This window comes from Hyalangium sp., assembly GCF_035629615.1.
Classification (GTDB): domain Bacteria; phylum Myxococcota; class Myxococcia; order Myxococcales; family Myxococcaceae; genus Hyalangium.
In genome coordinates this window covers 1-21,724 of the sequence record NZ_DASPHO010000724.1, presented here as the reverse complement: position 1 = coordinate 21,724, position 21,724 = coordinate 1, and the positions used below count along the sequence as shown (strand labels likewise).

The following is a 21,724-nucleotide window of genomic DNA, read 5'->3' as shown; positions in this document are numbered from 1 at the left end:
CTACAGCGTGAGCGATGGGAACGGCAACACGCAGACGCAGGACCGCATCGTGAACGTGAACGACACGCTGCCGCCGTCCATCACGGTGCAGGGGCCGCTGAATGACAGCGCTGAGTGCGGCTCGAACTACGTGGACCCGAGCGCTCGCGCCAACGACGTGTGCGCTGGGCCCGTGCCTGTCACCGCGACGCGGACGGGCAACACGAGCCGGCCGGGTACCTTGACGATCTCGTACACGGCGACGGATCCATCCGGCAACAGCATCACCTCGCCGGACACCCGGACGGTGATGGTGAGGGACACGCTGGTGCCCACGCTGGAGCTGGTGGGAGCGGCGACGCAGCGGCTGGAGTGTGGCACGGCGTACAGCGAGCAGGGCGTGAGAGCCAATGACGTGTGCTTCGGGGACCTGGGCTCGTCGGTCACGACCACGGGCAGCATCAGCTCGGGCATGCCGGCCGACTACACGCTGGTGTACGACGTGACGGATGGGGCAGGAAACCGAGCGCCCACCGTGAGCCGTACGGTGGAGGTGCGTGACACGCTGGCGCCGACCCTCACGGTGCGTGGGCCCTTGAGCCAGCAGGTCCAATGCGACCACCTGCCGTACGAGGACCCGGGTGCCACGGCGACCGACGTCTGTGCCGGGAACCTGACGGGAGCCATCCAGAGGACCGGCGGTGTGGATACGGGCGCTCCAGGCGACTACACCCTCACCTACCGGGTGGTGGATCCGTCGGGCAACGAGGCGACGGCCACCGAGAGCCGCACGATCAAGGTGGTGGACGACATGCCGCCCACCCTCCAGCTCGTGGGCTCGGCCAAGGCCGAGCATGAGTGCGGCACGACCTACGACGACCCGGGTGCCAAGGCCAGCGACGTGTGCGCGGGGGACCTGACCGACAGGATCTCGCGCGCCGGCGCGGTGAACCCCGCCGTGCTGGGCCCCTACGAGATCCTCTACACCGTGACGGATCCGTCCCACCACACGGCGACGACTCGCCGCGAGGTGTCGGTGCGCGACACGCGGCCCCCCAGCATCACGTGCCCCGAGCCCATTGTCGTGGAGACTCTGGAGGAGACGCTGGCCACCGTCACGCTCGGCGCCGCCACGGCCACGGATACGTGTGCCATGGGGCAGATCTCCAGCCCCACGGAGAAGAGCTTCCCGATGGGCACCACGGAAGTGAAGTACACGGCGACGGACGCCGCGGGCAACCAGGCAAGCTGCACCTCCACCGTCACCGTGATGGCCATCACGCTGCCGGGCTCGCCTCTGGACCGCGCCTTGTTGGGAGGAGGGAGCGGTTGCGCGTCGACGAGCAGTGGCCCCTCTGCGCTGGCGATGATGGGGCTGGCAGTGCTCGCGGCCCTGCTGGCCAGGAGGCGATGATGGGGCTGGCAGTTCTTGCGGCCCTCCTCAGAAAGCATGTGCGCCCCGGCCTGCTGGCCCTGGCGGTGCTGTTCCTGGGCCCCAGCGCCTTTGCCCAGCCCGAGGGGATCCCCACATTCGAGCTGGAGCTCCTGAAGCTCAATCCCAGCGGTGTGGGCTCCCTGTTGCTGGGGACCGGCGAGCTGTTGCCCGACGGCGACTACCGCTTCTCCCTCACGGCCCATTACGAGAACGACCCGCTCCTCCTCTTCCAGAACGGCACGGTCATGGGAGCGGTGGTCGAGCACCGGGCCACGGCCCACCTGACCGCCGCGTATGGCCTGTGGGGCTGGTTGGAGGTGGGAGCTCAGCTGCCCGTGGTGCTCTTCCAGCGCGGGGATGACCTGACGGCCCAGGGGATTGGCAGGATCGATGGAGGTCTCTCGTCCGGTACGCCCCTGCTCTCGCTGCAAGTGAAGCTGCTCTCCCAGCGAGAGGAAGATCTGGTGGATCTCTCGTTCGGAGCCCATACGGGACTGCCCATCGGCGACGCCGAGGCGCTCACCCGGGAGCTGCGTGCCATCCCCTCACTCATGGTGGGTCGCCGCGGCGAGTCCCTGCGCATGGCCTTCGACGTGGGAATGCTGTTGAGGCCTCGCACCATCCTGAGCCGGGACGAGAACATCCAGGACGAGCTGGGTCACGCGCTGCGCTTCGGCGGCGTGGTGGCAAGCCTCGGCGAGAAGCTGCGTGGAGAGCTGGCCCTCATCACCCTGGTGCCGCTCAAGCGCCAGGGCTTCTCCATCGAGGCGCTGACGGGTGCGCGCTGGCCGTTGAATGAATCGCTCGAGGCGTACGCGCTGGCGGGTCTGGGCTTTGGCAATGCGCCCGGCACCCCCGACTTCCGTCTGCTGCTCGGGATGGCCTATGGGCGCGTGCGGCCCGCTCCTCCCCTCCCTCCCATCCCTGTAGAAGAGATCAAGGAGCAGGATCCCGTTCCCGAGCCGAAGGACACGGACGGCGACGGGCTCGTGGACGGCATGGACCGGTGCCCGGCGGTGTCGGGGGCGCTGGGGCTCCATGGCTGCCCGGACAAGGACAGCGATGGTGTGGAGGATGGATCGGATCGGTGCCCGAGTGAGCCTGGGCCGACGGACCGGGGCGGCTGCCCGGCGAAGGACTCGGATGGCGATACCGTCCTGGATGAGGTGGATGGCTGCCCCACTGAGCCAGGCCCTCAGGACCGGAACGGCTGCCCGATCCCGGACAAGGACAACGACACCGTGGAGGACCAGCGGGACAACTGTCCGGACGAGTTCGGTCCGCCCGAGAATCAGGGCTGCCCGCCCGAGGAAGAGCAGCTGGTGGTCATCCAGACGGACCGCATCGCCATCAAGGACACGGTCTACTTCGACTTCGACAAGGCGACCATTCAGTCCCGCTCCTTCCCGCTGCTGGACCAGGTGGCTCGCGTCCTCCTCGAGCACCCGGAGATCATCTCGGTGAGCATCGAGGGCCACACGGACTCCCGAGGCCCGGCTGACTACAACCGGAACCTGTCGCAGCGGCGCTCGGAGTCGGTGCGCGAGTACCTGGTCGAGAAGGGCGTCGCGCGCGAGCGCCTCGAGGCCCGAGGCTTTGGCGAGGATCGTCCTGTGCAGTCCAACGCCACCAGCAAGGGCCGCGCGGCCAACCGCCGCGTCGAGTTCATCACCCGCTACAAAGAGTCAGGACCGTGAGGCGTGGGGCGGCTCCTCCGCGGGGCCGTCCCTCCCGTGCCCCTGTTCACCGGCACACGCTCGCGAGTTCGCAAGGGGTGGTCAGGGTGTTGACTGGCGCCCTGCTTGGCCTCCAGTGAGTGGACACACGCCGGCCTGGCTCCTTGCTCCCCCGGAATCCGGTGAATAGCTCCTGAACAGCCCGGATCCTCGCGGGCCTGAGTGGGGGCATGCCGCGTGAAGCTCAAGAGCCTTGGGATGGTGGTGGTGATGGCGTGGGTGGCGAGTTCCTGCGGTGAGGAGCTACCAGCGCCAGCAGTGGAGCTGGCCCCGGAGTCCTTGCGGACGACACGCCAGGTGGCCCGGAGCACCAACAAGGTGCTGATCCTGGACAGCACCGTCAGGGGTGGGCGCGGCAGCCGCGAGGCGCGGGCGGTGAAGGCTCACGCTCCCAGCGCGCAGATCGACGTGGTCAGTCCGGCGGAGTGGCGGGCGATGACGGCCGAGCAGTTCATGTCCTACCGCGCCATCATCCTGGGCGATGCAGCCTGCCAGAGCGGAACGGCCGCGCTCCAGCCCGCGGTGGACACCCGCAACACCTGGGGCGCCATCGTCGACGGCGTCGTGGTCATCCTCAGCACGGACCCGACCCACAATGACACCGGGAGGGTGGTGGAGAACGCCATCCAGGCCGTGCTCAACTCCGTTCAGTACCGCACGGGCATGTACATCGCGCTGGGCTGCGCGTATCAGGAGGCCCCGGCCGGTACCGCGGTGCCGCTGCTGGAGCCCTTCGGCGCCTTCACCGTGCAGGGCGTGCCGGGCTGCGCGAGCTCCGGCCACGTCTTCGCGATGTCTCCCCGGACGCTCTCAGCCGACCTCTCGGATGAGCAGCTGCGCGGGGAGGGGTGTGCGGCGCGCTCGGTGTTCACGGGCTACCCGAACCACACCTTCGCGTACGCAGCGGTCGCGACGAGCCTCACCGGGGCTGTGATTCCAGGCCAGCAGACCTATGTCGACTACCACGTCGAGCCCGAGGTGGAGACGCCCTTCGTTGGGACGCCGTACCTCCTCGTTCGTGGCGCCATGGCGCAGAGCGCTGGGTGTGGCGACACGGACTATGGCCAGTCCCGCGAGCAGTGCGAGCTGGGGGACAACCTCAACGGCCAGCCTGCGAGTCCCGGGGAGGATCCCCTGGGGACCTGCTCGTTCTCGTGCCACCTCAACTGGTGTGGTGATGGCGTTGTGGACGCTGCCTTCGGTGAGGAGTGCGACAACGGCGTCAACAACGGCCGCACCACTGACGCTTCTGGCAACATCGGCGCCTGCACCTCGTTCTGCAAGCTGCCCACCCTCCCGCCCGCCAACCGGCCGCCGGTGGCGCTGTGCCGAGACGTGACGGTGGCGGCGACGAACACCTGCGGACTGCCCGCCGACATCAACAACGGCTCCAGCGATCCAGACGGCGATCCGGTGAGCTGCGTGCAGAACGCCCCCGGCCCATATGCCATTGGCACGACGACGGTGACGCTGACGTGCTCGGACCCGCAGGGCCTGTTTGGCACGTGCACGGGAAGCGTGACGGTGACGGATGAGGTGGGGCCGACGGTGACCCTCGAGGGCCCGGCCAGCGAGGCGCTGGAGTGCACGCGGGGGGCCACGTACGCGGACCCGGGAGCCACCGCGAATGATGTGTGCGAGGGCTCGCTGCCGGTCACGAGCTCGGGCGCGGTGAGCATGGGGACGCCTGGCTCCTATGCGCTGAACTACAGCGCGACGGACGCGGCTGGCCACACGGTGACGGCCAGCCGTCAGGTCTCGGTGGCGGATACGCAGCCTCCCAGCATCGTCTGCCCCGAGCCCATCGTCGTCGAGTCCCTCGAGGGGGCGCTGGTCTCCGTGACACCCAGGGCCGCCAGGGCCACGGACACGTGCTCTCAGGCTCGGGTGTCCACCCCTGCGCAGACGCGCTTCCCGGTGGGCACCACGACGGTGGAGTACACGGCGACGGACGAGGCCGGGAACACCTCGAGGTGCACCTCGACCGTCACCGTGCTCGAGCTCGTGCCGCCAGGCGCGGGGGCCGTGCCACCTTCGCAGGATTCCTGGGACAACGCTCTCCTGGGAGGAGGCAACGGGTGCTCGTCGACGGGCAGCGGGCCTTCGTCTCTGGCGTTGGTGGGACTGGGAGTGCTCGCGGCCCTGCTGTCCAGGAAGCGCGCTCGGCCGGGCCTGCTGGTCCTGGCCGGGCTGCTCGTGGGAGTCACCGCCTCTGCCCAGCCCCAGGGCGTGCCCGCGTTCGAGCTGGAGCTCCTGAAGCTCAATCCCAGCGGTCAGGGCTCCCTGCTGCTGGGGACGGGCGAGCTGCTGCCCGAGGGCGACTACCGCCTCTCCCTCACCACCCACTACCAGAAGGATCCGCTCGTCCTCTTCCAGAATGGCACGCAGGTGGGCGTGGTGGTCCGACACCGGGCCACAGCGCACCTGGCCGCCGCCTACGGCCTGTGGGGATGGCTGGAGCTTGGGGCTCAGGTGCCCGTGGTGCTCTTCCAGCGCGGGGATGACCTGACGGCGCGGGGGGTGGGCCGGCCTGAAGGAGGTCTTGCCGCCGGCACCCCGCTGTTCAACCTGCAGATGAAGGTGCTCGCCCAGGCCGAGGAGGATCTGGTGGATCTCTCGCTGGGAATGCAGGCGGGCCCTGCGGTGGGCAGCGCCGCGGCGCTCGCCCGGGAGGTGCGTGCCACTCCCAGCCTCATGGTGGGTCGCCGCTTCGATGACTTGCGCATGGCGTTCGACGCGGGTGTCCTGCTGAGGCCTCGCACCGTCCTGACTCAGGACGCGAACGTCCAGGACGAGCTCGGCCATGCGCTGCGCCTGGGTGGGGTGCTCTCCTCGCTCGGTGAAGGACTGCGCGGAGAGCTGGCCGTCACCACCCTGGTGCCGCTCAAGCGCCAGGGCTACTCCGTCGAGGCCCTGACGGGTGCGCGTTGGCCGGTGAGTGGCTCGGCCGAGGTGTACGGGCTGGCGGGCGTGGGGTTTGGCTCCGCGCCGGGCACGCCTGATTTCCGAGTCCTGTTCGGGATGGCCTATGGGCGCCCGCGCCCGGCCCGTGTCGAGCTGGCCCGGTATGAGCCAGCTCCTCCCGAGCTCGCCACGACGGACATGGACGGCGACGGTCTCCTGGACGAGATGGACCGATGCCCTGCGGTGGCGGGACTGCCTGGGTTCCAGGGCTGCCCGGACCAGGACGGCGATGGGGTGGAGGATGAGCTGGATCAGTGCCCGAGCGAAGCGGGCCTCGTGGAGCGGCAGGGCTGCCCGACGAAGGACTCGGACGTCGATGGCTTCCTGGATGAGGTGGATGCCTGCCCCACCGAGCCGGGCATCCCGGAGAGGCAGGGCTGCCCTGCTCAGGACAAGGACCAGGACACGGTGGTGGACCACCGGGACAACTGCCCCGACGAGGCGGGCCCGGTCGACAACCAGGGCTGCCCAGCCGAGGAGAAGCAGCTGGTGGTCATCCAGCAGGACCGTATCAAGATCAACGACAAGGTCCACTTCGACTTCGACGAGGCGACCATTCAGCCCCGCTCCTTCTTGCTGTTGGACCAGGTGGCCCGAATCCTCCATGAGCACCCGGAGATTCTCTCGGTGACCGTCGAGGGCCACACGGACGACCAGGGACCGGCCGACTACAACCGGAGCTTGTCGCAGCGGCGCGCGGAGTCTGTGAGCGACTACCTGGCCCAGAAGGGGATCGCGCGCGCGCGCCTGGAGGCCCGAGGCTTTGGCGAAGATCGTCCCTTGCAGCCCAACACCACCAACGCGGGGCGCGCGGCCAACCGTCGCGTCGAGTTCATCACCCGCTACTCGCAGGCCGGGCAGTAACAGGCCTGGCAGTCATAGGGAGGACGGCTCCGCTCCGGGGCCGTTCCTCCAGGCTCAGGCGGGCAGAGGGCTGCTTCGCTCAGGCGGCCACGAATTGCCGCTCCACCAGCCGACGGTAGAGGCCCTCCTGGCCCATCAGCGCGGAGTGGCTGCCGCTCTGGACGACCGTGCCGCCCTCCAGCACCAGCACCCGGTTCGCGCCCATCACCGTGGAGAGCCGGTGAGCGATGATCAGCGTGGTGCGGCCTCGCATCAGCCGGTCCAGCGCGTCCTTCACCAGGTGCTCGCTCTCGGCGTCCAGCGCGCTGGTGGCCTCGTCCAGGATGAGCAGGCGCGGATCCTTCAGCACCGCCCGGGCGATGGCCACGCGCTGCTTCTGGCCGCCTGACAGCTGCACACCGCGCTCGCCCACCAGCGTGTCGTAGCGCTCCGGGAACCGGATGATGAAGTCGTGCGCGTTGGCCGCCCGCGCGGCTGCCTCTACCTCCGCCACGCTGGCCCCTGCCTTGCCGTAGCGGATGTTGTCCGCGATGGAGGAAGAGAACAGCAGCGGCTCTTGTGCCACCACGCCGATCTGCTGCCGCAGCCACTCCGGGTCCAGCTCCTTCAGGTCCTTGCCGTCCAGCAGGATCCGACCGCTTTGCGGGTCGTAGAGCCGACCCAGCATGGCGGCGATCGTGGACTTGCCCGCACCCGAGGGGCCGACGATGGCCACCACCTCGCCGGGCTCGATGGTCAGGTCGATGCCCTGGAGCACCGGCACATCCGGCCGTGCGGGGTAGGTGAAGCGCAGGTCCTGGAGCTGGACGCGGCCCTGGGTGTGGGCCAGGCGCTCGCCGCCCGAGGAGGGGATGGACGGCTTGCGGTCCATCAGCTCGAAGACGCGCTCGGCGGCGCCCGAGGCGCGCATGAAGTCCGCCCACAGCTCCGTTAGCGCGCCCAGCGCGAACGCGACGAACATCGAGTACACGAGGAAGGAGGTCAGCCCGCCCACGCTGAGCGAGCCGTCCACCACCAGCCGCCCGCCGTACCAGAGCACCGCCGCCGCGGCCGCGAAGCCACCGAAGGAGGCCACCCCCATGAAGGTGGAGGACTGGCGGGCCCGGTGGCGAGCCAGCTCGAAGGCCTTCTCCACCGCCCCGCGGTAGCGGGCCACCTCGCTCTTCTCCGCCGCGAAGGAGCGCACGGTGCGCACACCGGACAGGCTCTCCTCGGCCACCTCGTTGGAGGCGGCCAGCGCGTCCTGCACCTCCTTGGAGAGCTTGCGCACGCGCCGCCCGTAGGCCACTGCGCTCACCGCCACGGGCGGCACCACCGCCAGCATCACCAGGGTGAGCATCGGTGAGGTGTAGAAGAGCATCCCGATGCCGCCCAGCGCCTGCGCCCCGTTGCGCAACACCATGGAGATGTTGGCGCTCACGGTGCTCTGCAGCACCGTGGTGTCCGAGGCGAGCCGGTTGGTGAGCTCGCCCGTCTTGCGCTCGTCGAAGAAGGCCACCTCCTGGGACATGAGGCTGGCGAACAAGTTCTGCCGCAGCCGCGTCACCACACGCTCGCCCGCGGTGGTGAAGAGGTAGTAGCGCAGCGCGATCGCCACGGACTGGATGGCGAGGATGATCGTCATCCCCAGCGCCGCCCGGTCGATCATGTCGCGATTCCGGGCTCCGAGCGCCTCGTCGATGATGAGGCGCATCGCCTGCGGATAGAGCAGGCCCATGCCGCTGCCGATGATGAGAAAGAAGGTGCCGGCGGCCAGGGTGCGGACTTCCGGGCGCGCCAGGCTGAGCAGGCGGCGCAGGGTCACCTTGGAGGCAGTACGAGGCTTGGAGGGGGTTTCCACGCCGCCCAGACTAACGCTGGCGTGTCGGCTGCGCAGCGCTTCGTTTGGACAGCAGGCTGCCACCCGAGCGGTGGGGTGCTAAAAAAGGCTCCATGGAGAAGCGCGTCTTCGGTGTCACCGGGGTGGAGGTGCCCGTCATCGGGCAGGGCACCTGGCAGATGGAGAATGATGACCGGGGGGGCGCCATCCGGGCGCTCCAGGTGGGCTTGGACCTGGGGATGACGCACCTGGACACCGCCGAGCTGTACGGGCGGGGACGGGTGGAGGAGTCCATCGTCGCCGAGGTTATCGCGGGGCGGCGCGAGGAGGTGTTCCTGGTCTCCAAGGTCATGCCCTCGCACGCCTCCTACGAGGGAACGCTGAGGGCCTGTGAGCGCAGTCTCCAGCGCCTGAAGACGGACCGGCTGGACTGCTACCTGCTGCACTGGCCGGGCTCGCACCCGCTCGAGGAGACGATCCGCGCCTTCGAGGAGCTGGTGCGGGATGGGAAGGTGCGCTCCTGGGGGTTGAGCAACTTCGGAGTGGATGGGCTGGAAGAGGCGGTGCGGATCGCCGGTCCGGGCCGGATCGCCTGCAACCAGGTGCTCTACCACCTGGAAGAGCGCTCCATCGAGCACAGCGTCCTGCCCTGGTGCGAGCGCGCCAACATCGCCGTGGTGGGCTATAGCCCCTTCGGCAACGGGGACTTCCCAAGACCCGAGAGCCCAAGGGGCCGGGTGTTGACTTCCATCGCGAAGGCGCACGGCGCCAGCCCCTACCAGGTAGCGCTCCAGTTCCTGATCCGTCGGCCGTCGCTGTTCGCCATCCCCAAGGCGAGCCATGAGGAGCACGCGAGGGACAACGCGGCGGCGGCCTCGCTGAAGCTGTCCGCGGAGGAGCTGGCCCGGATCGCCGCCACCTTCCCCATGGGCCCCGACACCGGCGAGCTCCCCGTCATCTGACGCGGGCAGGAGGCAGGGCAGGCCTCCTGGCGAGGGGCGCGGAGGGAGGGCTCACGACGGAGCGCTGTCACGCCCGCGCCAGTCCTGCGTGTCCTGCCTCGGAGCACTCACACGCACGGAGCCGTCCTCGGGCGAGCGGGAGAGCATGCGGACCTCCTCGTGCCGAACGTACTCGAGCAGCTCGAGCGAGTGCGTGGCGATGATGACCTGGACGGGGGGCCGGTCCGGCGTGCCCACCGAGAGCTTCCGCAACCCTCCCACCACCTCTCCCAGCACGCGCGGGGGCAGTCCCCGCTCGGGCTCATCCAGGGTGAGCACATCTGGCAGCGGCGTCTGGTGCGGCAAGATCAGGAAGGCCAGCAGGAGCAGCACACTGTCAGCCACCTGCCAGGGCGTGAACCACAGGTTCTCCTGCCAGCGATCACGGAACCGGAGCTGCTGCGATTGCGGGCCCGTCTGCTGCAAGCCCACATCCCCAATGTGGGGTACCAGCCGGCAGAGCTGGCTCACCACAGCCTCCCGCTGTGCAGGTCCGAGCCCGGCGAAGACGCTGGCGAGGTTGTCTCCCGTGGGGGTCAGCGCCATGTCGCGTCCCAAGGACCCATCGCTGCGCAGCGCACTCAGCTCCAGCGCCAATCCTTGCACCGCGTGGCCATTCAGGGCCCACGAGTCCACCTCCACGATAGGAAATACCCGGCGCACCTGCTGGCCATCCGCGAAGGTCCACTGCAGCGCGATCTGCTGCGTCGTATCGAACCGCCAGTAGTCCGAGTGCTCGCAGGAGATGCGGTACTGCAATCCCTCCAGGACCGAGGTCTTGCCCGAACCGCTCGGTCCCACCAGCACCGTCAGCGGTGTGAGCGACAGCTCGACATCTCGCAGGCACCGGAAGTTCTCGAAGCGGACCGACCGAATCATGGCTCGACCTCTGTTGCTGGATGGCAGCGCACGACAGAGTCCTCGTTTTTCAGGACTTTAGTACAGTACGGGTTAATATTTACATCGTACCAAAATTCTCAGATACTTGTTTTTCGCAAGACCCACCTTTCGCGGAGGTCATCCATGGGACGAATCCTGAGCCGAGCCCTTCTTGCCGGAGTGCTCATCTCCTGTGCCCCACCCCAGGAACAGGAGCTCCTCGAGGAGTCCACCGGGACGGTGGTAGGCGCCGAAGCGCACAAGGATCACGCGTCCTGGCCTCAATGGGGCCAGAACGCACAGCACCACGGGAGGGTCTCCGTGGCCGGCCAGGACCTCAATCGACAGCTCGCCGACATTGTCTACGATCCCTTCGTTGCGCAAGAGCAGGCAGAGCAGTTCGGCGTCCTCTCGCCGCACTATCAAGTGCCACTCGTCGATGGCAATGACGTCTTCATGGAGTTCAAGACAGGGATCTACATCTCTTGCGATCCGCCTGGATGGATGACCACGGAGCCGTGTGGCGTCAACACCTGGAACACCCAGATCTGGAACGAGCGGCGGCTCCACTGGCAGGGCGGGCGCCTCGTCGAGAAATGGAACTTCGCGTCTGACTGGAAGCCTCCGGCGGTGCCGGCGCTGAACTTGCTCGGCCCCTCGGAGCCCGTGTTCCATGGCATTCTGGCCAATGGCTTCGTCTACGTCCCTGGAGCTGGCGGGACCCTCTTCAAGCTCGCGCGGGGCAGTGGGAGGGTGGTTGCCCGCATCAATCCGTTTGGCACCCTTGACCCCCACACCTTCGAGGTCGGACCGCCGGTGGCGGATCGCCACGGCAATCTCTACTACCAGGCCATCCGGCTTGCGTCTTCGGACCCCTGGAACACAGATATCCTGGGAGCCTGGTTGATCAAGGTGAGTCCCAACGACAGGGTCTCCAAGGTGAGCTTCACGGCGCTGGCAGTCGGCGCACCAGCCCCGACGGAGCTCTGCAAGAAGCAGTTCTCGGAGGCCGAGCTCCCCTGGCCTCCCAGCCCTACGGCCGTGCCTCCCTCAGGTCCCTGCGGCTCTCAGCGGCCCGCCATCAATGCGGCCCCGGCCGTCGCGCCGGACGGGACAATCTATGTGGCGAGCCGAGCCCACATGGCGGACAGGTACTCGTTCCTCCTGGCGGTGAAGCCAAACCTGACGCCCAGGTGGGCCGCGTCTTTCCGGGGCCACCTGAGTGACGGCTGCGGCACCGCGACCCTTCCGCCGACCGGCGCTCCGGGCGGCTGCCGAGCGGGAGCTCCGGTCGGCGTGGATCCGGCCACCAACGAGCTGCCGGCGGGGAGGGTGGTGGACCCCGGGACGAACTCGCCGGTGGTGACCCCCGACGGCAACGTCCTCTTCGCCACCTATACCGAGTACAACCGCCTGCGCGGCAAGCTGTTCAAGTTCAGCGCGGCTGGGCAGTTCCGTGGCACCTATGACTTCGGGCTGGACGTCACGCCGACCATCTACTCCCACGACGGCACGTATTCGATCATCCTCAAGGACAATCATTACGGCTACGGCACCTACTGCACCAACCCCACGCACTGCCCGGCCGAAGGCAATGGCCCCTTCTACGTCACCCAGCTCTCCCCCGACCTCACGCCGGAGTGGAAGTTCGCGAACACCTCGACGGAGAGCTGCCATCGCAATCCCGATGGAACGATGTCCTGCGTGCCCGATCCCTCTCATCCCAACGGCTTCGAGTGGTGCATCAACGCCGCGGCCGTGGACAAGAACGGCGTCGTCTACGGCACCGCCGAGGATGGGTATCTCTACGCCATCTCACAGGGCGGCGTGCAGAAGCAGCGCATCTTCTTGAACCAGGCCCTCGGCGCTGCGTACACGCCGCTCTCCATTGGTCCCGAGGGCAAGATCTACACCCAGAACGCCGGTCATCTCTACGTGGTCGGGGACTGACTGTCCCCTCCGCTCGGTTGTCAGCAAAGCCCTCATTGAAGGACTACACCTTGGATCCCATCAGCGCGGGTACAGTGTTCCAGGATCGCTACGAGGTTCTCTCGAAGCTGGGGGAAGGAGGCTTCGGGCAGGTATTCCGAGCCCGTCAGCGGGTCACCCACCATGAGGTGGCCATCAAGGTCCTGCGGGACTTGCACACGGGGAACGACACCCACATCGCTCGCTTCCAGCGAGAGATGCAGCTGTGCGCCCAGCTCTATCACCCTCACATCGTGCGGCTGATCGACTCGGGGCGGGTGGAGCCGGACCTGCTCTACACCGTCTTTGAGTACGTGCCCGGGAAGACCCTGACGGATGTCCTGATCGCTGAAGGGACGCTGCCGCCGTGGGAGGCCACGCACCTGATGCTCCAGGTGCTGGACGCGCTGGCCTGCGCGCACAACCAGGGGGTGATCCACCGCGACCTCAAGCCGCAGAACATCATGGTCACCAGCACGGGGGCGCGGCGCAATGCGCTGGTGCTGGACTTCGGGCTGGGCACGCTGCCCTCGGAGAACCAGGAGGACCTGGCGAAGATCACCAAGACGCAGGAGGCGCTGGGCACGCCCACCTACGCCGCGCCGGAGCAGCTGAGGGGCGAGCCGGTGACGGGGCGCGCGGACCTGTACTCCTGGGGGCTCATCTTCCTGGAGTGCCTCACCGGGCAGCGGGCGGTGGATGGGCCCACCCTGCAGGCGGTGATCTTCAAGCAGCTGGGGCCCGAGCCCATCGCCATCCCCGCCTGGCTGGAGCGCCACCGGCTCGGCCGGCTGCTGCGGAAGGTGACGAACAAGAACCCCGAGCTGCGGGACATCACTGTCCAGGCCCTGATGCGGGAGCTCGAGGCCTGTGCCGCCGAGGGCTGGCCGGTGAACGAGGCGACACCGCGGGCACTCACGCCCGTGTCGCTCTCCATGCTGGACACGCTCTCCTCGCCAAGCGAGGGCGAGCGCCGGCAGCTCACCGCCGTCTGCTTCAGCCTCCGCTTCTCCAACGCTGAGGGCAAGGCGATGGACGAGGAGGATCTGGACCGGCTGCTGAGGACGCTCCAGGCAGCATGTGCCGAGAGCGCTCGCCGGTATGAGGCCCATGTGGGCAGCGTCCTGGGGGAGTGGATGCTGTTCTACTTCGGCTACCCCAAGGCCCAGGAGAATGATGCCCGGCGCGCGGCCCGCGCAGCGCTGGAGATGAGTGCGCAGATGGAGCAGCGGAGTGCGGAGCTGGCGCGTGAGGGCAAGGGTCGCCTGGAGTTCCGAGCCGGCATCCACACGGGGCTCGTGATCAGCCAGGAGCTCCGGGCCGGCAGCCCTGGGAGCCTGCCCTCGCTGATGGGCAGCACGCCCAACATGGCAGTGCGGCTGGAGATGCAAGCCGAGCCGGGCACCCTCCTCATGAGCGAGGTCACCTCGCAGCTGCTGCGCGGCCACTTCGCCTTCGAGCCCGTGGGGGCTGACACGGGCGCCTCCACGCGGGTGTTCCGTCTGCTCCACGAGTACTACAGAGGCCAGATCACGCCCCATTCTCAGGAGAACCGGCTGTACGGCCGGGCGCAGGAGCTGGACTTCCTGCAGCAGCGCTGGGGGCAGGTGGTGACGGGCAGCGGGCAGAGCATCCTGCTCACCGGCGAGCCGGGCATCGGCAAGTCACGGCTGGTGCAGGAGCTGATCAGCCACGCTCGAGGTACCCCTCACACAGCGCTCGAGTGCCGCTGCGTCCCTGAAGGCCGCAACAGTGCCCTGTCTCCGATGGTGGACCTGTTGGAGCGGCTGCTGGGCGTCAGCCGCGAGTGGACGCCGGAGCAGACGATCTCCGCGCTCGAGGCGCTCCTGTCGCAGCATGGCTTCATCCTCTCGGAGGTGATGCCGCTGTTCCTGGGGCTGCTCTCCGTGAAAGGGGGCGCGGACCGCTATCCGCCGCTGAGCGTCCCCCCGCAGCGCGCCAAGGAGCTGACGCTGGACGCGCTGCTGGGCCTCTTTTTCGAGATGGCGCAGCAGCAGCCGCTGCTGCTGCTGGTGGAGGATCTGCACTGGGCGGACCCGACGACGCTCGAGCTGCTCTCTCAGCTCGTGAGGGACCTCTCCAGCGCGCCCATCTGCCTGCTGCTCACCGCGCGCCCGGAGTTCTTCACTTCGTGGACGACGTCGCACCACCTGCAGCTCAGCCGCCTGGACCGCAAGCGGGTGGAGGAGATGGTGAGCGGCCTGACCCAGAACAGGCCGCTGCCACGCGAGGTGTTGGAGCAGCTCTTGAACCGCACGGACGGGGTGCCGCTCTTCGTGGAGGAGCTGACCCGCATCGTGGTGGAGTCCATGCCCCTGCGCGGCGACACGCCGTCCCGCACGTGGACGCCCTCACAGCTCACCATCCCCACGACGCTGCGGGACTCGCTGACGGCGCGTCTGGACCGGCTGGGGCCGGCCAAAGAGGTGGCGCAGCTCGCCGCGGCGCTGGGGCGCGAGTTCAGCTATGAGGTGCTCAAGGCCATCTCCCAGCGCGAGGAGCCCGTGCTGCAGCACGAGCTGAAGGCGCTGGTGGACGCGGATCTCGTGCAGCGCCGGCGCGGGGTGCGCAACCCGACCTACCTCTTCAAACACGCGCTCATCCGGGACACGGCCTACGAGTCCATGCTCAAGCCCGTGCGCCGTCAGGTGCATGCCCGCATCGCGGCCGCGATGGAGGCACACTTCCCGGAGCTGGTGGAGGCTCGCCCGGATCTGCTCGCCATGCACCACGCCAGCGCGGACCAGAAGCGCCAGGCGCTGGGCTACGCCCAGAGGGCCGGCATGGGGGCGCTGATGCGCTCAGCCAACCTGGAGGCCGTCGCCTACATCACCGAGGCGCTGACCTGGCTGGACGCGGTGGAGGACGAGCGGGAGCGGGCGCAGCTCGAGCTGGGACTCAACGGCATCCTCACCCCAGCGTCCATGGTCACCTGGGGCTGGTCGGATGAGCGCATCAAGGTCCTGGTGGAGCGCTCTCAGCAGCTCATCGACTTCCTGGGAGACAGCCCTCACACGGTGCCGACCCTGTGGGGACTCTGGTTCTTCTACATCTCGCGGGCCCAGAACGAGCAGGCCTGGTCCTTGGCGACGCGACTGAATGCCATGGCGGATCAGTCCGGGGACACGGGCTTGAAGGTCATGGCGCTGACCGCGCTCGCCAATTGTGCGACGGGCCAAGGCTTGCTGGGGAAGGTCCAGGAGTACTGCGAGCAGATCTTCGCCCTCTATGATCCGGCGCAGCACGCGAAGCTGGCTGCCCTCTTTTCCATCGATGCCCGCACCGCGGCGGCGATGCTCCTGAGCATGGCGAAGTGGTTTCAGGGGTACGAGGAGCAGGCGCTGGCCCTGATCCAGAAGGGGTTGGGCTGGGCCGAGGAGATCAAGCACTTCACCAGCCAGGGGCTCTTGCGCCTCTACCACATGATCATCCTCCAGGGCCGAGGGGACCGGGAGCAGATGGTCACGGTGGTCGATGCCAGTCTGGAGCATGCGCGCAGGTATGGTCTGACTACGCACATGACATATTTCCAGGTATTTCGGAGCTGGGCGACCCGAGATGCAGAGACTATGCGCAAGTTGCTCGCCATCCCCGAGAGCATTGGTCAGGAGATCGGCAAGACCTACTATCGATCCATGCTGGCGGAGCTGGAGCTCGAGGCAGGGCGGCACGGGGCCGCTCTCGAGGCTCTCAATGAGCTCATCCGCTGGGGTCGCTCCACGGGCGAGACCTATGTCATGGCGAATCTGCTGCGCCTGAGAGGCCTCTGCCTGCGAGCGCGGGGCGAGCACGAGGCCGCCGAGGCAAGCCTGCGAGAGGCCATCGACGTGGCGCGGACCCAGACCGCAAGGATGATGGAGCTGAAAGCCACGATCTCCTTGTACGAGCTGCTTCAAGAACGCGGCCAGGTGGGTGCCGCGGTGCGCCAACAGCTCTCATCGCTTCTGCAAGATTTCACCGAAGGTCTGGATATGCCAGACATCCTCAGGGCGCGGGCGTTGCTCGATGAACGCCCTGCATAAGTCATTGCATAGTCCATTGCATAGTCAGTTGAAGACAATCAACGAGAAGGTATTGCTTTGGCAGGCATTTCTCTGCATAGAGTATTCTGAGCGATTGCGGATAGTTTCTCTCAGCCGGCACTGAGCGCGCAGTCGGGGGGTGCAGCACAGCAGCAGTGAAGACAACAAAGGGAGAATGCCGTGAACAATGCCATGGTCGCTGAGATGCCGCAGTTCGAGATGGTCTGGCCGCAGTGCGTCGCGCGCGCGTGGGAGGACGTGAAGTTCCGCGAGGAGCTGAAGCGCAACCCCGTGAGCACGCTGCGCGAGGTCTTCCAGTTCATCCTCCCCGTCGGGATCGATCTCAAGGTGGTCGAGAGCGACGAGGCGCTGGAGACCCAGGACGCGAACACCCTGAGGATGGTCATCCCGCCCGTCCCCGACATGGACATGCGGGAGATCGCGCTCGTCGGCCCCGAGGGGAACAAGAAGGAGCGCCGCTTCACGTTCTCGCTGACCGCTACGTTCTGCTGATCTGTCCCGGTCCAGCGCTGAGCCCGTAGAGCCGGGCGGGGTTGTCCCAGAGCAGCTTGCGGAGCAGCTCTTCGGACAACCCCCCCCGCAGCGACATGACGTGGTCTACGACGTCATCGCCGTGGTCCGCGTGAGGGTAGTCGGTGCCGAACAGGAGGTTGTCCGGGCCCAGCAGCCGGACGACTTCTGGAAGGCCGGGCTCATCGGGCTCGATGGCGACGAAGCACTGGCGGCGGAAGTACTCGGAGGGCTTCAGGCGGACGTTCTCCGCGACCTCTCCGGCCATGAACTGGTAGGCGTTGTCCAGGCGCCACAGCCAGTAAGGCACCCACCCGCAGCCCGCCTCGAGGAAGGCCACGCGCAGGCCCGGGTGCCGCTCGAGGACACCGCCCTCGATGAGGGTCAGGAGTGCGAGCATCTGCTCCAGCGGGTGTGAGGAGGCATTGAGCGCGAAGCGGGTGCTGAAGCGCTCCGCACCCGCCGTGGGCAGCCGGACGTGGGTCCCCTCGTGGATGGCCACTGCGACAGAGAGGCGCTCGCAGGCGGACCAGAAGGGCTCGTAGTCCGGGTGCGACAGCGTCCTGCCACCGACAGGGTTGGGCGGCACCACCACGGCCTTCCAGCCATAGCCAGCCACCCGCTCCAGCTCCGCCAGCATCCGCTCCGGATCATGGAGGCTGAGCGCGCCCACGCCGCGCAGACGCTCGGGATCGGCACGGCAGAAGTCCCTCAGCCAGTCATTGTAGGCGCGGGCAAAGGCCGCGGCTCGGACCGGCTCCATGCCGTCGATGCGCAGCAGGTAGGAGGCGGCGGTCGGGTAGAAGAAGGCGGCATCCAGGCCCGACCGCTCCATGTTGCGCAGGTGGTGCATGGGCGTGGACCCCGCAGCGGGGTCCGTGTGCCGTTGGGAGAGGCTCCAGGCCACCTCGACCATGGCCCGCTCCGACAGCCGGGTCAGTGCCGGCTGGCCATCGAGCATCAGCAGCGGCATGGAAGGCAGCAAGCCCTTGGGGCCTAGCCGCGCCACGCGCTCCTGGAGAGACTCCTGTGGCTTGAGGGTGCCATGGTATGGCGCCCCCTCCCGGTACTCGGGCGGCAGGTACTCCTTCCACATCTCGATGGGCTCGAGGACGTGGCGATCCGCATCCAGGATCCGGAGGCCTTCACGCATGGGCTGCTCCTACAGGAAGAGAGGGAATGGGTTGAGCTGAGCCTCATCCAGCGGGCTGCCGCGCCAGCCCATGCGCACGGGGATGTCATAGAGGCGCCCCGGTGCAAAGCGGGGCCAGAAGTGGCGCAGCCCCGGCACCACGACCTTCACCACATTCAAGCTCACGTCCGGCCGAGTCTGGTCCAGGACCAGGGTCTCCAACCCTGCGCGCGCAGCGCGCTCCACGCAGGTCTGCACGTCCTCGCGGATGTCTTCCTGCGAGGGCAATGGGAAGTCGGCGGGTGTCTTGAGGGGCACTGTGTCGTCGGGGAAGAGGAAGGACGGGTCCTCCATCTCGGACTCCGTCCAGGGAGGCGGGAGCTTCTGCTGCGGATCGAAGAGCTGGTTGAACTCGGTGAGTGCGCGCTGGAGCGCGATGCGCGCGTCCAGGTGGGCGCCGAAGCCCACGCAGAACCGGCCGTTCTCGGGGAAGCGCCCCAACGCGACAAAAGTCGGGATGCCCAGGTCGTGCGTGAGATCCAACGCCCACAGGTGCCAGCCGTGGGAGCGGTGGTGCTCCAGCAGGGCCTGGAAATAGGGATCGTGGAAGCTGCTCAGGTCCACCCCGGGACGGCGCAGGCGGTTGTACCACCAGACGGCCACGGCATCCCGCTCCGCCAGCTCCAGGAAGCCCTGGAGGATGGCCTCCTCCAGGCAGTTGCCGGCCGCGTTGCCATTGGAGTCCATCGTGCTGAAGCGGGCCTCTGGCGGGGCAGGGTGGCGGTTGTAGCAGTACGAGGTGGGCACGTACCGGCGGCGCTCGTGAGTGAGCGACCAGACGGGGGTCCACTCCACCTCCAGGCTCTCATCGAAGGGGAGGGGGATGGCCCCGCGTGGGAGGCGGTACTCCGCGTTGAGCTGCTCGCGCTGGCGGTACTGGGTGTCGCTGAACAGCAACAGATTCCGTGGGTGGACGGCCTCTTCTCCCAGGGCGGCCAGGCCTGCGCGGATGCGGGGCTCATCGCCCTGGAACATCGAGCCCCAGCGCTCGATGCCCTCGCCGAGGGCACTGACGCGGGACTGAGCCGGGGTGCGGCCCTTGCCGAGGCTTGTCGCGTGGAACTCGCTGAAGTTCGGCGCCTCGGCATGGACGGGGGTAAAGAATGAGGCGCCGAAGGTGGGCCGCAGCGGGTGGTTTCGGTCCTCGAGGGGGCCCAGGCTGCTGATGATACCGGTGATGGGGCTGATCTGGTGCTGGAGGCGCGCGAAGGTCTCCTCCGGAGTGATGCTCCGGAAGCCGTTGTCCTCGGTAAAGCCTCGGGGCCGGGCCTGCAGCACCACGGGCCGGGCGCCGCGGGCCTTCAACAGCTCCGGGTCGCCGCACGCCGGGCACTGGGGGCGCTGCACCACGGCGTGCTCGGTGAGCTGGAGCCGCGGGAACTCCAACGCCAGCAAGGCCTGGCCCAAGGAGCCCTGCCTGCCCGTCACGATCCAGCGCGCCAGGGCCGCCGCGGCCAGCTGGAGGCCGGCATGGATGCTTCCAGGCAGCTCGGCGCGAGGTGGCGTCAAGGGACCGGGGGTGCCCCTGCGCTGACGCAAGTAGGTCTCCACGGGGCGGTTCCACCGCAGCCGTTGCGCGAGACAGGCCCAGCAGGGCCCTTCACCCGGGCGGAACACCGGCCCCACCCAGGGGGTGATGCCCGTGGGCTTCACGGGCAGCCATGGCTCGCGCCGGGCCAGTGCCCGTTGGTTGAGCGCCTCCAGCTCTGGCGTGAGGTAGTCACGGACGAGGACGACCTGGAGCGGCGCACCGTCACGCACGGTGAGGCCCATCCCCTCGAGGGCTTGGACGAGCGGTGCCGGGTCCAGCCCGTCCAAGGCAAGGACTGTCAGGGGAGCTGCGGCGAGCCGCGTGGCTGCCTCCACGGGTGGCGCGCCTGCGCCCTGCCAGAAGGCCGCGGCCTCCAGCGAGAGCGCGGAGGAGGCGTCGACGACATAGCCACGCTTCTCCAGCAGCGAGAGGGTATAGAGCACCTCTGGAGAGGAGACTCGACCTTCGAGCGCGGCGATGACCTCTCGGACGGAGCGGCGCCCGTCAAGCAATGGCGCCACGAGCACCTGGCCCTTGCCGGTGAGCATGAGTTGCTCGCGCTCCCCGAGAAGGAAGGCCCGCTCTGGGTCGAGGATCTCCAGACGGAGGGAGGGCTTGAACTGGAGGACGCGGTCAAAGGGATGACTCATGGCGGTCACCTGGAGTCTAATCCCTTTCAGGAAAGCCAGTGAATAGGTCAGGGCCTCGGGCGCTCAACAGGCCGGGTCGCTCAGTGCTTGCCCCCCCCTTGACGCGCTGCCGCGACACGAGCTCGGTAGGCATCACGGTCCAGCTTCCTGCCGAGCTTCCACACCGCGACGATGTCGCGGGTCATCCGGATGTCCGTCGTTGGATCACCTCGGACGAGGAGGAGATCCGCCCGCAGCCCTGGCGCAATCCGGCCGCGATCGGGCATCCGGAAGCGTGCAGAGGGCAGGGACGTCGCAGCTGTCAGCGCCTCGATGGGAGTGAGCCCCGCGGTGACGAGCAGCTCGAGCTCCTGGTGGAGGGTGGCGCCCACGGCTGTCTGCAGATTCGAGCAGTCGGAGCCCGCGAGAATGGGGACGTGCGCGGCCTTGAGCTGGCGGACGGTCTCCTGCGTCACGGAGGGCTTCACGCCCAGGAAGAACCCATCAGGAGATGAGGCCTTCAGGTTGTCCAGGCTGCTGCGTGACAGATAGGGCTCAAGCCCTGGATCGGCCAGGATGACTGCATCGTTGTGCTGGCGCGCGGCTCCGAAGGTCACTGCGAGCGTCGGGATGATGAACGCTCCTCGCGCCGCGACCAGCTGGGCAAAGGCCGGGTCGGGGAGGGTGTCGACGATGCCGTGAGCGAGCCCGTCAGCCCCAGCCTCGATGGCTTCGCGGGCCTCACGTAAGGTCAAGGCGTGTACGATGGCCAGCACCCCTCGAGCGTGGGCCGCCTCGATGCAGCCAGCCAGGACTTCTTTGCTGAGGGTTGGCACGGCCTTGGGAGACCAGCTCTCTCCCGCGTCGTAGATGAGCTTGACGAAGGAGGCCCCCCCTTCGAGCTGAGCGCTCACCGCCACCTGGCACTCCTGTGAGGACGTGACCGTCGAGACCACGACCTGAGGGTCTTGGGTCCCATGCCCTCCGGGCGCGGTGATGAGCAGGCTGACCAGGGGGGCCGCTTCATCGGCCTCGCGGGTGGCGAGGCCTCGCAGGCTCGTCTTGTGGGTGAAGGCCGAGTACTGGCCGAACATGTCGATCACGGTGGTGTTGCCGAACGCCAGCGCGGCTCGGTATGCCTCGGGCCCCTCCG

12 protein-coding genes are annotated in these 21,724 nt (G+C 68.0%); 7 read left to right on the top strand and 5 right to left on the bottom strand.

The window, feature by feature from the left end:
- The 3 genes from VD972_RS36130 to VD972_RS36120 all read left to right on the top strand — a co-directional run.
- The coding region (locus tag VD972_RS36130) for a DUF5011 domain-containing protein (RefSeq protein WP_324993366.1) at nucleotides 1–1,393 on the top strand (1,393 nt) is incomplete at its 5' end.
- Nucleotides 1,309–3,111, top strand: a complete 1,803-nt coding sequence (locus VD972_RS36125; protein ID WP_324993365.1) for an OmpA family protein — start codon at nucleotides 1,309–1,311, stop codon at nucleotides 3,109–3,111. The genes VD972_RS36130 and VD972_RS36125, both read left to right, overlap by 85 nt.
- Before the next feature lie 216 nt (nucleotides 3,112–3,327).
- A complete protein-coding gene (locus VD972_RS36120) occupies nucleotides 3,328–6,978 on the top strand; it encodes an OmpA family protein (RefSeq protein WP_324993364.1) in 3,651 nt (1,216 codons plus the stop codon).
- 79 nt (nucleotides 6,979–7,057) lie between these two features.
- Here the strand turns inward: VD972_RS36120 and VD972_RS36115 are convergent, their stop codons facing one another.
- Entirely contained in the window at nucleotides 7,058–8,827 is a 1,770-nt protein-coding gene (locus tag VD972_RS36115) for an ABC transporter ATP-binding protein (RefSeq protein WP_414654185.1), read from the bottom strand.
- Between the two features lie 83 nt (nucleotides 8,828–8,910).
- Here VD972_RS36115 and VD972_RS36110 point away from each other — a divergent pair, with 83 nt between their 5' ends.
- Nucleotides 8,911–9,759 carry an aldo/keto reductase gene (locus tag VD972_RS36110; RefSeq protein WP_324993362.1) on the top strand — a complete coding sequence of 283 codons (849 nt, stop codon included), beginning with the start codon at nucleotides 8,911–8,913 and terminating at the stop codon, nucleotides 9,757–9,759.
- 51 nt (nucleotides 9,760–9,810) lie between these two features.
- Here the strand turns inward: VD972_RS36110 and VD972_RS36105 are convergent, their stop codons facing one another.
- Nucleotides 9,811–10,677, bottom strand: a complete 867-nt coding sequence (locus tag VD972_RS36105) for an AAA family ATPase (RefSeq protein ID WP_324993361.1) — start codon at nucleotides 10,675–10,677, stop codon at nucleotides 9,811–9,813.
- 144 nt (nucleotides 10,678–10,821) lie between these two features.
- On the opposite strand from VD972_RS36105, the gene VD972_RS36100 reads away from it, so the two are divergent.
- The 3 genes from VD972_RS36100 (at nucleotide 10,822) to VD972_RS36090 (ending at nucleotide 17,201) form a co-directional block, all read left to right on the top strand.
- Entirely contained in the window at nucleotides 10,822–12,627 is a 1,806-nt protein-coding gene (locus VD972_RS36100) for a hypothetical protein (RefSeq protein ID WP_324993360.1), read from the top strand.
- A 35-nt stretch (nucleotides 12,628–12,662) separates the two neighbouring features.
- Nucleotides 12,663–16,688: a TOMM system kinase/cyclase fusion protein gene (locus VD972_RS36095; protein ID WP_324993359.1), complete on the top strand. Its 4,026-nt coding sequence runs from the start codon at nucleotides 12,663–12,665 to the stop codon at nucleotides 16,686–16,688.
- 180 nt (nucleotides 16,689–16,868) lie between these two features.
- A complete protein-coding gene (locus tag VD972_RS36090) occupies nucleotides 16,869–17,201 on the top strand; it encodes a hypothetical protein (protein ID WP_324993358.1) in 333 nt (110 codons plus the stop codon).
- Here the strand turns inward: VD972_RS36090 and VD972_RS36085 are convergent.
- The 3 genes from VD972_RS36085 to VD972_RS36075 form a co-directional block, all read right to left on the bottom strand.
- Complete coding sequence (locus tag VD972_RS36085; protein WP_324993357.1) at nucleotides 17,188–18,372, bottom strand: amidohydrolase family protein; 1,185 nt, start codon at nucleotides 18,370–18,372, stop codon at nucleotides 17,188–17,190. The two genes, VD972_RS36090 and VD972_RS36085, sit on opposite strands and share 14 nt — an antisense overlap.
- A gap of 9 nt (nucleotides 18,373–18,381) precedes the next feature.
- The gene (locus VD972_RS36080) at nucleotides 18,382–20,592 is read right to left on the bottom strand and encodes a TOMM precursor leader peptide-binding protein (protein WP_324993356.1); all 2,211 of its coding nucleotides are present in this window, start codon (nucleotides 20,590–20,592) and stop codon (nucleotides 18,382–18,384) included.
- Nucleotides 20,593–20,672: 80 nt separating this feature from the next.
- Nucleotides 20,673–21,724: amidohydrolase family protein (locus VD972_RS36075; RefSeq protein WP_324993355.1), on the bottom strand; the 1,052-nt coding region annotated here is incomplete at its 5' end.